The organism is Salinicoccus sp. CNSTN-B1, assembly GCF_054792835.1.
Genome location: NZ_JBTWMN010000004.1, coordinates 280,455 through 295,944 on the forward strand (window position 1 = coordinate 280,455; position 15,490 = coordinate 295,944).

Annotated in this window: 11 protein-coding genes, 1 other RNA gene, 3 pseudogenes and 1 riboswitch; of the genes and pseudogenes, 13 read left to right on the forward strand and 2 right to left on the reverse strand. The window is 43.2% G+C overall.

Going from position 1 to position 15,490, the window contains the following annotated elements:
* Window positions 1-150 precede the first annotated feature (150 nt).
* Both ACYF68_RS01665 and ACYF68_RS01670 read left to right on the forward strand, forming a co-directional pair.
* Window positions 151-1,002, forward strand: a complete 852-nt coding sequence (locus ACYF68_RS01665) for a helix-turn-helix domain-containing protein (protein ID WP_461045200.1) — start codon at window positions 151-153, stop codon at window positions 1,000-1,002.
* 233 nt (window positions 1,003-1,235) lie between these two features.
* The gene (locus ACYF68_RS01670; protein WP_461045201.1) at window positions 1,236-1,826 is read left to right on the forward strand and encodes a YfbU family protein; all 591 of its coding nucleotides are present in this window, start codon (window positions 1,236-1,238) and stop codon (window positions 1,824-1,826) included.
* Between the two features lie 42 nt (window positions 1,827-1,868).
* Here the strand turns inward: ACYF68_RS01670 and ACYF68_RS01675 are convergent, their stop codons facing one another.
* Window positions 1,869-2,264 (reverse strand): hypothetical protein, encoded by a 396-nt coding sequence (locus ACYF68_RS01675; RefSeq protein ID WP_461045202.1) that lies wholly within the window; start codon window positions 2,262-2,264, stop codon window positions 1,869-1,871.
* Window positions 2,265-2,410: 146 nt separating this feature from the next.
* A riboswitch (purine riboswitch) is annotated at window positions 2,411-2,511 on the forward strand.
* 77 nt (window positions 2,512-2,588) lie between these two features.
* Here ACYF68_RS01675 and guaB point away from each other — a divergent pair.
* Entirely contained in the window at window positions 2,589-4,058 is a 1,470-nt protein-coding gene (gene guaB, locus ACYF68_RS01680) for an IMP dehydrogenase (RefSeq protein ID WP_461045203.1), read from the forward strand.
* A gap of 15 nt (window positions 4,059-4,073) precedes the next feature.
* Window positions 4,074-5,623 (forward strand): annotated as a pseudogene (gene guaA, locus ACYF68_RS01685) (glutamine-hydrolyzing GMP synthase).
* A gap of 275 nt (window positions 5,624-5,898) precedes the next feature.
* Here the strand turns inward: guaA and ACYF68_RS01690 are convergent.
* The gene (locus ACYF68_RS01690) at window positions 5,899-6,348 is read right to left on the reverse strand and encodes an SRPBCC family protein (RefSeq protein WP_461045204.1); all 450 of its coding nucleotides are present in this window, start codon (window positions 6,346-6,348) and stop codon (window positions 5,899-5,901) included.
* Between the two features lie 202 nt (window positions 6,349-6,550).
* Between ACYF68_RS01690 and ACYF68_RS01695 the strand changes: the two genes are divergently transcribed.
* The 9 genes and pseudogenes from ACYF68_RS01695 to dnaX all read left to right on the forward strand — a co-directional run bounded on the left by ACYF68_RS01695 (window position 6,551) and on the right by dnaX (window position 15,444).
* The gene (locus ACYF68_RS01695; RefSeq protein ID WP_461045205.1) at window positions 6,551-7,984 is read left to right on the forward strand and encodes a YfcC family protein; all 1,434 of its coding nucleotides are present in this window, start codon (window positions 6,551-6,553) and stop codon (window positions 7,982-7,984) included.
* Window positions 7,985-8,076: 92 nt separating this feature from the next.
* Window positions 8,077-8,646, forward strand: a complete 570-nt coding sequence (locus ACYF68_RS01700; protein WP_461045206.1) for a M20/M25/M40 family metallo-hydrolase — start codon at window positions 8,077-8,079, stop codon at window positions 8,644-8,646.
* Window positions 8,636-8,974 carry a peptidase dimerization domain-containing protein gene (locus ACYF68_RS01705; protein WP_461045207.1) on the forward strand — a complete coding sequence of 113 codons (339 nt, stop codon included), beginning with the start codon at window positions 8,636-8,638 and terminating at the stop codon, window positions 8,972-8,974. Before ACYF68_RS01700 ends, ACYF68_RS01705 begins: the two co-directional genes overlap by 11 nt.
* Complete coding sequence (locus ACYF68_RS01710) at window positions 8,953-9,222, forward strand: M20/M25/M40 family metallo-hydrolase (protein WP_461045208.1); 270 nt, start codon at window positions 8,953-8,955, stop codon at window positions 9,220-9,222. Before ACYF68_RS01705 ends, ACYF68_RS01710 begins: the two co-directional genes overlap by 22 nt.
* A 247-nt stretch (window positions 9,223-9,469) precedes the next feature.
* Window positions 9,470-10,917 (forward strand): annotated as a pseudogene (gene treP / locus ACYF68_RS01715) (PTS system trehalose-specific EIIBC component).
* 23 nt (window positions 10,918-10,940) lie between these two features.
* Window positions 10,941-12,582, forward strand: a pseudogene (gene treC / locus ACYF68_RS01720) (alpha,alpha-phosphotrehalase).
* Window positions 12,583-12,637: 55 nt separating this feature from the next.
* Window positions 12,638-13,264, forward strand: a complete 627-nt coding sequence (locus ACYF68_RS01725) for a GntR family transcriptional regulator (RefSeq protein ID WP_461045209.1) — start codon at window positions 12,638-12,640, stop codon at window positions 13,262-13,264.
* Between the two features lie 146 nt (window positions 13,265-13,410).
* Window positions 13,411-13,677, forward strand: an RNA gene (ffs, locus tag ACYF68_RS01730) — signal recognition particle sRNA large type.
* Between the two features lie 123 nt (window positions 13,678-13,800).
* Entirely contained in the window at window positions 13,801-15,444 is a 1,644-nt protein-coding gene (gene dnaX / locus ACYF68_RS01735; protein WP_461045210.1) for a DNA polymerase III subunit gamma/tau, read from the forward strand.
* The last annotated feature ends 46 nt before the right edge of the window (window positions 15,445-15,490 follow it).

The following is a 15,490-nucleotide window of genomic DNA, read 5'->3' on the forward strand; positions in this document are numbered from 1 at the left end:
ATATAAATTGGCCTAAATAAATCCTGCTTTTCAGTAGGTTTTTCATACAATATTCATATACCCTGCACAATGGGGCATAAACTCCCCTTCATAATTTGATGGACGCATAACCTCATGCTGTGGAATAATATCAAAAAGGGGTGACATTTATTGGAAAGTGTCGGAAGTAGAATCAGGATGAGAAGAAAGATGATTGGATTGTCCCAAACTGCCTTAGGCAGAGGAATCGTCTCTCAGTCAGTAATCTCAAGGTTGGAAAATGATCAATTTGGTATATCGTTGGATAAATTGATGCGTATAATGGAGCGATTGAATCTAAGTCTCCATGATGTGTTCTGTAATGGGGAAAAGACGCCTGCAAAAATGATACAAGAAGCTTTGGATACAGCAAGAAGGGGACAGGATTTCACCAAAATTAAAAGTATATTGGATAAGCACGATCAAAAAACTTGGAGTCAGACACCGGACCTCGAAGGATATAAGCATTGGCATGAAGGTTTGGTAGAGTATTCTAAAGGCCATCTAGAAGTGGCACAGGAGAAGATTTCCCGGGCAATAGAAAAGAACAGGGCAAATGAATGGATGTACGAAGCGGTGGCGGAAATGTATCTGGCTAAGGGGAACATCCATCATCTGATGGGGAAAGAAGGTATTGATTTCTATAAGGAAGCTGAGTACTACTATCAGAAGTCGGGGCGGAAATCCTATAGGTTAATCGTGAAGATACTCTATAATTTGAGCACTGCGTATTATAGGCAGGGAGAGTACGGCAAGGTTCTGAAATACTCGGATAAAAGTATAGAAATTCTGAACAGATATGAATCCACCCATCTCATGTGTGAGACGCTCTATAACCGGTCGATGGCCGAATTTCAATTGGGCAATAAAACAGAGGCCTTAAAAATCATTGATGAAAGTAAACATATATTCAGGATGGGGAGGAAGTTGGAAATGGTGCGAAGATTGAATAATTATTCTGAAGAGAATATTTTAGGTAACTAGCTATCTTATTCATAAAGCGCCACTTAAAATATAGATAGGATGCTGAAAGCATCTAAATACAAGGGGGAATTAACATGAAGGATGTCCATCAGAAAAATTCTGTTGTGCCATGTGTTCTGGATAAGCTAAAAAAGAAGTGTGTGCAAGAATCGAGAAGGGGCCGGGCGAATGGGTACAGATGTCTGGATTGTATCTTCTAGATGAACGGATTGAATAATAAGAGCATTCGATTATTGATTTTTAATCAGTTCAAACTGTTTAGTATACTTGAGCCTTCCAATAGGGAATCCTATAAGTATTATATGGATATTCTTACAGAAGGGATCATAAAACACTATCCTGATATTTTGGAGTGCATCTGCAGTGAAGGGGATGAAGTGCGATCAGAAATTTCGGACGAAGTCGATCTTCTGATTGAAATGTTCAATAAGATTGAAAGTGCAGTCAACTTCATGGAAAAAAGCCAAAAAAGAATCATAACCGATAAATATCATGTGCATTTCAATGGCTTTGATCCTGACAACAACAAAGAAATTCAGCATTATACATATTTTAATTTTCTGAAGCGGTACGGGGAGGTGTGTGGGGAAGAAAGGAGTGATGCCTTCAATCTTTCACTGCATCACTATAGGTGGATGATCAAAAAGTATGAACCATATATGCATTCCAACAATCTCTCTGTGAAACAGATAAAACGTATATGTCTGAAGAAAGGGGATGAGTCGCGAGTTTTGAGGCCCATCTACCGCGATTTTTCAGAAGCAGCTATAGGTGATGTTATGCATGTTATAAAAGATCCTGAATTATACCTGAACGATAATTAAAATATAAAAAATACGATTCGGTCCATTGCCGAATCGTATTTTTTATTCTAAGTCTCTGGTACTGTCCTTGAAATCAGCTTCTGCACTCTCTGTCCTTTCGTTTCCTTTTTCTTCTCTTTCGTTCTTTTCAAGATCAGAATAGATGAGCAGATAGTTGCCTTGGCTTATTTTGAAAAGATACCTTTCGATTTCGTCCTCGTCCAATTCAAAATCATGGAGATAGCGTTCGGCAGGTTCATTTCTGGATAATATCTCCTTAAGTCCCCTCTCATCGGGTACATGCATATGGAAGTGGACTTCCATATATTCGAGTGCATCGAACTCAAGATCATCCCTTCCGAGGAGATGTATATCATCTTCATAGTAGTCTTCGGCTTTCAACTGTGTAATCCGGTCTAATACCGACTCTTGACTATCGTAAAGTTCAAAAAAGTTCACAACGGCCACCTCATATCTTCTATTAGCTTTTTATGGTGTTTTCCCTTTGCAGTGAACGGATAAACTTAAATAATCATTGTTTAAATTTTCGGCATTTTCTACATATTAGCAAATGCATTGTTTATGCGGCTGCTTTTTGCTATCATAAATAATTAAATATTTTATTTCATATAATCATAATGATATGGATTATGAGTTTCTATGCTTTACCTTAAATGAAGCTACTATGGAATATCAAGTGAATGTCCGAATGGGACTGTTTTTTCATTGTTCCTATCATATGTGTTTTATTGAGGTGCACTAATTCAAATAGGAGGCAATAAAATGTGGGAAAGTAAGTTCGAAAAAGAAGGTTTGACATTCGATGATGTGCTGCTTATGCCAGCTCATTCAGAAGTACTGCCTAAAGGAGTGGACTTGTCAGTCCAACTCTCGGAGAAGATCAAGCTCAACATTCCAGTATTGAGCGCAGGCATGGATACCGTCACAGAATCTGCAATGGCCATTGCCCTTGCACGTCAAGGCGGCCTGGGTGTCATCCACAAAAACATGTCGATCGAACGCCAACGCGACGAAGTCCAAAAGGTGAAACGCTCAGAAAATGGTGTCATCACGGATCCATTCTTCCTGACCAAGGAAGAACAAGTCTTTGCAGCAGAACATCTGATGGGGAAATATAGAATTTCTGGTGTACCGATAGTAAACGATCCCGATGAAAAGAAACTGATCGGCATCATCACCAACCGTGACCTTAGATTCATAGAAGACTACTCAAAACCGATAGATGATGTCATGACGAAGCACAATCTTGTCACTGCCGGCGTTGGGACGACATTGAAGGAAGCAGCCCAGATCCTACAGGAATACAGAATCGAAAAACTGCCTCTAGTTGACGAAGATAACACATTGAAAGGCCTCATCACGATAAAAGATATCGAAAAGGTCATAGAATTCCCTCAAGGTGCGAAAGATGATCAGGGTCGCCTATTGGTGGCTGCAGCCATCGGTATCGCAAGGGAGACGGACAAGCGTGCTGAAGAGTTGATTTCAGCAGGTGTCGACGCGCTCGTCATCGATACGGCCCACGGCCATTCAGAAGGCGTGCTCAATTCAATTGCAGATATACGCAAAAAGTTCCCGGACATCACTCTTATTGCCGGTAATGTCGCTACTGCCGAAGGTACGAAAGCACTGATCAATGCGGGAGTGGATGTAGTCAAAGTAGGCATTGGTCCAGGTTCAATCTGTACAACACGTGTCGTTTCAGGTGTCGGTGTCCCTCAAATCACAGCCATCTACGATGCTGCGACAGAAGCGCGTAAACATGGTAAAGGCATAATCGCAGATGGCGGCATAAAGTTGTCCGGTGATATCGTCAAGGCGCTCGCTGCAGGCGGACACGCTGTAATGCTCGGAAGCCTTCTGGCAGGAACGAGCGAATCCCCGGGCGATACTGAAATCTTCCAGGGTAGAAGATATAAGACCTATCGCGGTATGGGCTCTCTCGGCGCTATGGAACAAGGCTCAAAAGACCGTTATTTCCAGGAAGATTCTGAAGCGAAAAAATTCGTCCCGGAAGGTATAGAAGGCCGCACAGAGTACAAAGGCCCACTTAGTGATACAATCTATCAGCTGATGGGTGGCCTCAGGTCCGGCATGGGTTATACTGGATCTGCGAACCTTCAGGAATTGAGGGAAGAATCCCAATTCATTAAAATCACAGGTGCTGGAATGGTCGAAAGTCATCCACATGATGTGCAGATCACTAAAGAATCCCCAAACTATTTTAGATAGGAGCACTGTTTAAAGATGGAAATGGCTAAAGAACAGGAACTGATCCTGGTAATCGATTACGGCAGTCAATACAACCAGCTCATTACACGACGCATCAGAGATCTTGGGGTCTATAGTGAACTCCACAATCCAAGCATTACACTGGAAGAGATAAAAGATTTGAATCCCCGCGGCATCGTCCTCTCCGGTGGACCACGTTCCGTCTATGCCGATAATGGCTGGACCGTCGATCCCGGGGTGTTCGATTTGGATATACCTGTGCTCGGCGTCTGTTATGGTATGCAGCTCATCACCCATCTTAATGGTGGGGAAGTCGTAGCCTCTGACGAAAGAGAGTTTGGCGCAACCAATATCACTTTAGGCACTGAAGCGGGATCCCCATTATTCAAAGGACTCGATGAAGTTGAAACTGTCCTTATGAGCCACAGTGATAAAGTGACCCGCATTCCTGAGGGCTACATGAAGATAGCTGAAACGCAGAATTGCCAGTATGCGGGCATTCAGCATAAAGAAAAAGATATCTACGGGGTGCAGTTCCACCCGGAATCCAAACACACCGAGAACGGAGATACCTTCATCAAGAACTTCATCCGGGACATCTGTGAATGTCATGGTGAGTGGACGATGGATAATTTCATCGATATCGAAATTGAAAAGATCCGTGAAACAGTAGGTGATCGGAAAGTACTATGTGCCATGAGTGGTGGCGTGGACTCCTCCGTTACAGCAGTGTTGATGCATAAGGCAATCGGCGATAACCTCACGTGTATCTTCGTCGACCATGGACTCCTCAGAAAAGGCGAAGCGGAAATGGTCATGGAACACTTTGGTGAAGGTTTCAATATGAACATCATCAAAGTGGATGCGAAAGACCGTTTCATGAACAAGCTTAAAGGTGTCAGCGACCCAGAACAGAAGCGTAAAATCATCGGTAACGAATTCATCTATGTATTCGATGATGAAGCATCCAAACTTGAAGATGTGGACTTCTTGGCGCAAGGTACACTGTATACGGATATCATCGAATCCGGTACGGAAACTGCAACGACCATCAAATCCCACCATAATGTAGGCGGCTTGCCTGAAGATATGCAGTTCAAGCTGCTCGAGCCGCTCAACACATTATTCAAAGACGAAGTGCGTGAACTCGGCATAGAGCTTGGCATTCCTGAACACCTTGTATGGAGACAGCCGTTCCCAGGTCCTGGTCTCGGTATCAGAATCCTAGGTGAAATCACTGAAGAGAAGCTTGAAATCGTCCGTGAAAGCGATTGGATCCTTCGCGATGAAATCGCCAAGGCAGGACTCGATCGGGAAATATGGCAGTACTTCACTGTACTTCAGACATCCGTTCAGTCGGTGTGATGGGTGATTACAGAACATACAGCCACACTATTGGCATCCGTGCTGTTACAAGCATCGACGGTATGACAAGTGAATTCGCAAAGATCGATTGGGATGTGCTCGAACGCATATCCAAACGCCTTGTCAATGAGAGCGAGCAGATCAACCGGGTTGTATATGACATTACAAGTAAACCACCTGCCACGATTGAGTGGGAGTAGGAGAAAAGAACGAATCAAATCGGCCACTGTGCTAAATGATTTTCGTTATTTACTTTGTGGTCATGAGTTTTTGACCGAAAGTAAAAAAAGTAGAAAAGGAGCTGAATCTTGAGGATTTAGCTCCTTTTCTTTTCATTTTTATAACAACTATGAGGTAGCGATAGAAATAAGAAATCGAGATCAAATCGGAATAGTTTTGAGTGAGTTAAATTTTCAGGCCTCGATACTTGGCACTTGAATAGAATAATTTTTAGCGAAGGTAATCGAAAAAGATTCTACTGTGCTTCGCATGCCTGTTTAATATCTTGAAGGTCTTGTTGGAGTGCTTTGCTCATAGAATTTTTGACCATACCACCAAAAACCTTACTCATCACTTTCGACATGAAAGTTGTACTTTGTCCTTCAAATGACATTTCAAGGATTGCGCTATCCCCATCTTCTGTAATCGTGAGGCAGGATACATAAATTGCACCATGGTTCTCTGCTCTCGTCTTATAGTAGTGATTTTGCTGATATTCGGTAATCCACATCACTTCATGAGATTCTTTCCCAAACATTTTTCTTGTTTCTTTCCATTTAAGGCCAACAAGATCATCGCCGGCTGGCGTGATTATTTCTATATTTGTGATGCCGCCGATAAAATACGAAGAGTGTTCAATATCCGTAATTATCGCCCATACTTTTTCTTTTGTGCTATTAATTTTAACCTTTTCTGATACCTTCATATATTAACCCCCGTATTTTAAGAGATGAGGAACTTTATCTTAATCGTATTGTTTCAGTGCTGAAATAATTATCAATAACAAATGTTATTCAATTCTCAATTGACACTCTTTTCAGTTAATAGTAACATACCTTTAAATAATCGAATCTATTCCAGAAGTAGAATTTTTGTTTATTTCATCTAACTAAAAGAAGGAGGATAACATGAAGAAATCTAATGGAAATGAATTAGAGGATAACCATCCGAAAAAAAGGCGTTCAGCGATGCCAGATGCTTTTATCATAATATTTGGTATTGCTTTTTTATCAGCAATTGCGACTTATATCGTACCGGCTGGATCTTATGAGCGCGAAGAAGTAGGCGGTATTACACAAGCTATACCAGACAGTTTCAGTTTTACAGAATCTAATCCTACATCTTTACTGGATCTATTTCTTGCCATTCAACAAGGCATGATAGAATCTGGTAACATTATTTTCCTGATATTCATGATAGGAGGCGCTGTAGCCGTTCTGGATGCTTCCGGAGCGATTGATGCAGGAATAAATGCATTGGTCAGAAAAACCAAGGGGAATACGATGTTGCTCATCGCCTCAGTTACAACGATTTTCGGCATCATCTGTACAGTCGGTGTTGCTTCAAACGCGGTCATTGCTTTCATCCCATTGGGAATCGGGCTTGCAAAAGCTCTGAAATTGGATGCGATTGCTGGTGTAGCGATTGTCTATCTCGGATTTTATGCAGGAAATACAGCAGGGGTTCTGGAACCGACCATACTGGGTGTTGCACAGACTATTGCTGAATTGCCACTATTCTCCGGTCTTCTCTTGCGTTTGGCAGTATTCATAGTATTGATGGCTGTGACCATCCTATACATTGTCCGCTACATAAATAAAATCAGTAAGGATCCATCGCTCAGCCTGATGGGCAATACCCCCTTTACCATCAGTTCTGATGAAGATGATACTAGACAGACGAATCAATCCTTTACCAAAAAGCATGTTGCAGTTATTTTTGTATTCTTGATTTTTATAGGTATATTCCTATTCGGTGCACTGAGACTGGGCTGGTCAGTAAATGAATTGTCCGCAATTTTCATCATGATGGCTATTGTCGTTGCAGCAGTAGACAGAATAACACCTAATGAATTCATTAGAAGGTTCATGAATGGTGCTAAAGCAATCACTTATGGAGCACTCGTTGTAGGTATTGCACGTGCAGTCATCGTAGTGATGCAAGAAGGCAATATCATGGATACGATTGTATACGCCGCTTTGACACCATTGGAATCGATGGGTGTGGGCATTGGTGCAATGGCACTTTATGCTTTCAACTTGCTTTTCAATCTTCTGGTTACCTCCGGGACAGGCCAGGCATCTATTGTCATGCCACTGATGGTACCACTTGTCGATATGCTCGACATTACTCGTCAAACAGGTGTTCTGGCAATGAAATTGGGTGATGGAATTACTAATATCATAACACCTACCTCGGGCGTTCTTATGGCAGTTTTAGCTGTTGGTGGCGTTTCTTGGACCAGATGGTTCCGCTTCATCTATCCACTTGTTCTGATATGGGTAGGAGTAGGGGCGGTATTTATGCTCCTTGCGGTTATGATCGATTACGGTCCGTTTTAGAATTTTTCAGCAATGATTCCCAGGATCAGTAAACACATGAAGAGTATTTTCAGAAAAAATACTCTTCATGTGTTAAAAGTTAGGAGGACGTTATGAAATCGTTTATCTATGACCACTCAGATGAAATGTTGGAGATGCTCAAAAAGTTGGTTAATATTGATAGTGGTTCCTATGATAAAGAAGGCGTCGATAAAGTAGGGCAGCTATTAATGGAGCATTTCATTAAGCTCGGGTTTACAGCAGATGTACATGAAAATGAAAAGTTAGGAAATAATATTGTGCTGAGGCATCAAGATGCCCGACGACCCAAATTTTTGATAGTTGCGCACATGGATACAGTTTTTCCGAAAGGGACAGTGGATGAACGGCCGTTCAGTATGGAGGAAGGTTTTGCATATGGACCGGGTGTAATAGACATGAAGGCAAGCCATGTCATGCTTTATTACGCTATGAAAGCTTTGATAGAAGGAAATGAGCCTGCCTATAAAGAGGTGGAAGTCATATTCAATAGTGATGAGGAAATAGGAACCATCGAATCGCGGAAACTGATAGAAGAAAAAGCAAAGGATAAAGAGTATGTGCTCGTTTCTGGAACCTGCGCGCCCGAGCGGTTCATTTGTGAGTTCACGTCGTGGAGTGGGGCAGTACCAGTTGGAAATTAAGGGGAAATCAGCACATTCTGGTATGAATCCTGATGATGGTATCAGCGCCATTGAAGAAATGGCACATAAAATAATTGAATTGAAGACACTTGAGGATCCAGGAAATGGTTTGAATATAAATATCGGTCTAATCGAAGGAGGGACCTCAGTCAACACAGTAGCACCGATCGCCAAAGCGGGAATTGATGTTCGCATAAGTACCCAGGAACAAGCGGTGGAAATTGATGAAAAGATCCAGGAAGTGTGTAATGAAAGCACGGTTACAGGAGCAGAATTAACGCTCACCGGGGTATCAATCGGCCACCGATGGAATTTACGTCGGGTGTAGAAGAACTTGTCGATGTCGTCTTGAAGGAAGCGGCATCACTCGGAATAGAAATTGATCATATTGCAAGCGGTGGCGGTTCAGATGCCTCATTTACAGCTGCAATGGGTATTCCAACAATTGACGGGATGGGCCCTGTCGGCGGTAAGCAACATACTGAAGGAGAATATCTAGTTGTAGATACTCTTATGGAGAGGACACCCCTGTTCATCAATGTTTTACGCCGGCTCTACAAAGATATGCATGAATAAATGGTCGGATGAATGCCCACCTGTTTGATTGTTGAACTGACTTAGGATGCAACATAATAGACTTAAGATAGATTAAACAGAGACCGAGATAGAAATTAGATTATAATATGAAAAATATCAATTCTTTACGAATGCTGCTTTTATAAGCAGCATTTTTTAATACTACCACATCTATGAAAGCCTTTACATTACATGTCTATACATGCTATAATTACACCGAAATATAAAATAGGGGAGAGTGAACAGGATGGCAGTGAATAGGGACGATGTTAAAGCGATTATCGAAGCGATCGGTGGCAAGGAAAACGTTAATGCTGCTACGCATTGTGTGACGCGTTTGCGGCTTGCGTTGGAAGACGAATCGAAAGTGGATAAGGAAAAGCTTGACTCCATCGATCTGGTTAAAGGCTCATTTGCAGCCAATAACCAATTTCAGGTGGTCATTGGCCAAGGTACGGTGAATGATGCCTTCAAGATCTTCGAAGAGGAGACCGGCAGGGGTGGCGGCTCTAAAGATGAAGTGAAAGCTGCAGCTGCCCAAAAGATGAACCCGATCCAGCGTTTCATCAAAGTACTTGGTGACATCTTCATCCCGATTCTGCCAGCCATCGTGACCGCGGGTCTGCTCCTTGGTATCAATAACCTGCTTACAGTAGAAGGATTATTTTGGGAAAATGAGTCCGTCATAAGCCAATTCCCAGGCATCGAAGGTATCGCAAGCATGATCAACTTCATTGCGGTTGCGCCATTCATCTTCCTACCTGTGCTGATCGGCTGGTCGGCCATGAAGGTGTTTGGGGGCAATCCTCTGCTCGGGATTGCTTTAGGTGTCGCACTTTGTCACCCGGATCTTGCCAGTCAGTACGGTTTATTTGATGCGGAGGCAGGGGAGCTTGCTGAAATTCCTACATGGAACTTCTTTGGACTTCAGATTGAACAGTTAAACTATCAGGGACAGGTTCTCCCAGTGCTGGTCGCAGCATGGCTGCTTGCCAAAGTGGAGAATTTCCTCGATAAACGTATCCATGATATGTTCAAGTTGCTTCCTGGTTGCACCGATTGCGCTGCTTGTTGTCGGTATCCTTACATTCACACTAATCGGACCAGTCACGTTATTCCTGAGCGGCATCATCTCAGACAGCATCGTATGGTTGTTTGAATCTGCAGGAATATTGGGCGGAGCAGTATATGGATTGTTCTATGCTCCACTTGTCATTACAGGACTCCACCATATGTTCCTTGCGATGGACCTTCAGCTCATCGGAACTACTGGAGCGACCTATCTATGGCCAATCCTCGCGATCTCAAATATCGCACAAGGTTCTGCGGCATTCGGCGCATGGGTCATCTATCGTCAACAGAAGAAGAAAAGAAGAAGGCCTGGCCATGACTTCTGGTATCTCAGGTTGGCTTGGGGTTACTGAACCCGCAATGTTCGGTGTGAACCTCCCTCTTAAATATCCATTCCTTGCAGCAATTCTGACAACTTCAGTGGTCGGCGGAATATTTGGCATGAATGGTCTGACAGCTGCTAGTGTCGGAGTCGGCGGGGTACCGGGCGTCATCTCAATTACTGAAGGTTTCTGGCTCCTGTTCACAATCGGCATGCTGATCGCAATCGTCGTACCGTTCTTGCTTACCTTGCTCTTTTCGAGATTCGCCAAAGAGAAGACCAAGGATATGGTGGATGAATAAAAAAATTAAAAGGAGTTTTTATAATGACGTCTAAAGACTGGAGGAAATCGGTCGTTTATCAAATCTACCCGAAATCATTCAATGACACGACCGGAAGTGGTCAGGGGGATATCAGAGGTATCATCGAGAAGCTTGATTATTTCAAGTTTCTCGGTGTGGATTATCTCTGGTTGACGCCGGTGTATGAATCGCCGATGAATGATAATGGGTATGACATCAGTGACTACTATGAAATCAATCCTGAGTTTGGGACCAAGGAAGATCTGAAGGAACTCCTCGATCGGGCCCACGATAAAGGTATCAAGATTATGATGGATATCGTCATCAACCACACTTCCACCCACCATAATTGGTTCGTAGAATCAAAAAAATCCAGAGATAATGAATATCGTGATTATTATATATGGAAAGACGGCACCTACGACGCCCCTCCAACGAACTGGGAATCTAAATTCGGCGGCAATGCATGGACTTATGACGATGATACGAACCAGTATTACCTGCGCCTCTTTGATGTGACCCAGGCAGACCTGAATTGGGAAAACGAAGAATTACGCCGTAAAATCTACGATATGATCAACTACTGGATAGACTTTGGAGTCGATGGGTTCCGCTTCGATGTCATCAATCTGATCTCTAAAGGCGAATTTCAAGATGCTGATGGACCGGGCAAGGAATTTTATACGGATGGCCCTAAAGTTCATGAATATATAAAAGAGTTGAACCAGGAAACATTCGGAGGCAAAGATATCATGACGGTCGGGAAATGTCTTCGACGAGCATAGAACATTGCCTGAAATATACACGTCCAGACAGGAACGAGTTGAACTCGGTGTTTACATTCCATCATTTGAAGGTGGATTATCCGGGAGGAGAAAAGTGGGCCTTGGCCGATTTCGATTTCCTGCAACTGAAACGGATCTTGATGGAGTGGCAGGAAGCGATGGATCAGGGAGGCGGATGGAACGCAATTTTCTGGTGCAACCATGACCAGCCCCGGTCGTTTCCCGATTTGGAAGTGACGCCACTGAAGAAGATAGGGTGCTCAGTGGTAAGATGCTTGCGATTGCACTGCATGGCCTGAAAGGTACTCCCTACATTTACCAGGGGGAAGAGATTGGCATGACAAACCCGGGCTTCACCCGCATTGATCAATATTGTGACGTCGAGAGCTTGAACGCATATACATCAATGAGGGAAAAGGGTATGAGCATTGACCTTGTCATGAAAATTCTTGCTTCAAAATCGAGGGATAATTCGCGCACGCCGATGCAGTGGAATGATTCGAAGCATGCTGGCTTCACGGAAGGGTATCCTTGGATAGAAGTTGCTGATAATTATGGGACTATTAATGTGGAAAAAGCATTGGAAGACGAAAATTCAATTCTCTATACCTATAGGAAGCTAATTCAGTTGAGGCATGAAAGAGATATTCTGACCTATGGTGATGTCAGAACACAACTTATGGGTGATGATGATCTATTTGTGTACGAACGCCTATATGAGGGAGAACGCATTACAGTGATAGCCAACTTCCGTAATAGGGATGTCGAGTACCCGCCGGATATCGAGCGCAAAGGGGAAGTGCTTATCTCCAACTACGACGGGCCAACAGATGTGCTCAGGCCTTTCGAAGCGTTGATGATTTATGGACAAGACAGCTAGAAAAAGTTAATATGTATATGATTTATATACATCCTAGGAATGGCCGGTGAACAGAATGAACATAAACAAGTATAATCACATATATCAGGTGCTATCGAGTGACATTGCAGAAGGTAAGTATAAAGTAGGTAGCGTACTGCCTTCAGAGCACACCCTTGTCAGCATGTTCAAGGTCTCCCGTGAAACAGTAAGGAAAGCGCTCAACTTGCTGCGGGAAAATGGATATATCCAGAAAGTGAAAGGTAAGGGTTCAGTCGTCATCTTCAATCCTGCCATGGACTTCACCGTCTCCCATCTCACAAGTTTTAAAGAGATACAGAGTCTAAAGACAACGCAGTATTCCACTAATGTTGTGGAATTGGAACAACATCTCGCACAAGACTTTCCAAAAGTCATGGAAGCGTTAAAACTTAAATCTGTTGAGAAGGTATGGCGGCTTATCCGGGAACGCAAATTCAACGGCAGAACGCATATCGTCGACACTGATTTCTTCATGGTCGATATGATGCCTGGACTTACAGAAGAGATTGCAGAAGACTCCATCTATGAATATATAGAAGATAAATTGGGTCTGACCATTGCCTATTCCCATAAGGAAATTACCTTCGATCCGATGAATGAAAGAGATCTCGAACTGTTTGGAAATGCCCTTCCAGATATACTGCGACCGTTCGTTCCATAGTCCATTTGAGCAATGCCCAGCCATTTCAATATAATATCTCCAAGCATCTGGCCAATGAATTCAAGTTCATCGACTTTTCACGTAGATTTCATGGAGAGTAGCATTAATCTTGCATTCGATTGTTGATTTTGATATTATATAACGTGCCGTGCTAAGTGGGGAGGTAGCGGTGCCCTGTACCTGCAATCCGCTCTAGCAGGACTGAATTCCGCTTCTGAGGGTATTCGGTGTGAGGACTGCCTCAATATCATCAGTGTTGAGATTCCGGTCCTATGCAATAGAACGTCACGAACTATGTCAGGTCCGGAAGGAAGCAGCATTAAGTGGCCCATTCTATGTGCCGTAGGACAGCCGGAGTTGAGCTGATGTTTTGAGTAACGCTTGTGCCGAAAATTCAAGGAAGCGGTGCACGGTTACATAATGTATGACTGCATCTGATGATGCAGTCATTTTTTAATGTTCTCCTTTAAAGGTGGACAGTGTTTATATATGATATAATTATTGGCATGGAAGAATCATTACGGAGGTGCTGCTGAATGGAATATCAGGCGTTATACCGGGCATTCAGGCCGCAGAAATTCGAAGATGTCGTCGGTCAGAAACACGTAACGAAAACTTTGAAGAATGCAATAATCAGGAATAAGGAATCCCATGCCTATCTGTTCAGCGGACCGAGGGGCACGGGTAAGACCAGCATTGCGAAAATATTTGCAAAAGCATTGAACTGCAACTTCGGTACTGATGGGGAACCGTGCAACGAGTGCGATATATGCATGAGCATTACAGAAGGCAGTGCAAACGATGTCATTGAAATAGATGCTGCAAGCAACAATGGTGTAGATGAAATCCGGAACCTCAGGGAAAAAGTGAAGTATGCACCTTCTGAAACAAGATATAAAGTATATATCATAGATGAGGTGCACATGCTGACGACGGGTGCATTCAATGCGCTTTTGAAGACTTTGGAAGAACCACCGGGTCACGCCATATTCATATTGGCGACGACTGAACCCCATAAAATACCGGCTACCATCATCTCCCGAGCCCAACGCTTTGATTTCAAGTCGATTGAAATGAGTGAGATTGCAGATCGACTCAAGTATGTGGCCGAAAGCGAGACGCTGGAGTATGAGGAAGAAGCAATCGAATATATTGCACGCGCCTCAGAAGGCGGCATGCGGGACGCATTGAGCATCATGGATCAGGTCATCGCCTACAGCAATGATGTCATAACGTTGGACGATGCCATCATGATCACGGGCGGAATCAAATCCGAAGAGCTGAACACTTGGCTTAAAATGATTGACCAGCGGGATTCAAGGCAGGCATTCATCAGATACCATCAGTTCATCGAAGAGGGTAAGGACCCTACGCGGCTGGTTCATGAATTGGTCTACTATATAAGGGATATCATCCTGATGAAGCATGAAGGCGATATCGACGAGGATACTGCCTTTGTGCACACTGAAGATAAGATGTTATATGAAATGATAGATGTGCTCAATGATGCCATGGTGATGATGCGCTTTTCCGTCAACACCAGCGTCCATCTTGAAGTAGTCATCGTTAAACTGATTCAGGTACTCAACCGTAATGACCAGGCTAACGTGCCTCAGGCAGTCGACCTTTCACACATCGAACAGAGATTGGCTGAAATCGATAAAAAATTGGCGGATCAGCCGAAGGATACATCAAGAACGCAAACGGCAGAGCCACCAAGAAAGACATCGAACCAAATGGCTAAAGGATTCTCGCTTCGTCAGATAGAAAAAGTGTTGGATCATGCCAATAAAGACGATCTTGTTAAACTTAAAGATGACTGGCCGAAGGTCTATCAGCATGTCGAGGAAAAGGGATACCATGCGCTCCGCTCACTCATTAAAGATTCAGAACCCGTTGCTGCAAGCGATACACATGTACTTCTCAAGTTTCAAAGCGACCTGCACAGTGATCTGATAAACAAGGATGAGAAGAAACGAAAGGAGTTGGAGGAAGTCATTCCTTCCATTATAGGGAAGGATGTAAAGGTGGTTGGCGTCCCCGACTCCAGCTGGCTGCAGGTTAGACATGATTATATCCAAGAGAAGAAATCGAACCGGAAAAAAGAAGAACCTGAAGCTTCTATAACAAAAGAGAAGAAACCTTCCGATGTCGCCAAGGAGATATTGGGGATGATATAGTGGAGACCCGTTAAGGATATCTGTTTATAAAAGCTTTCATTTCATA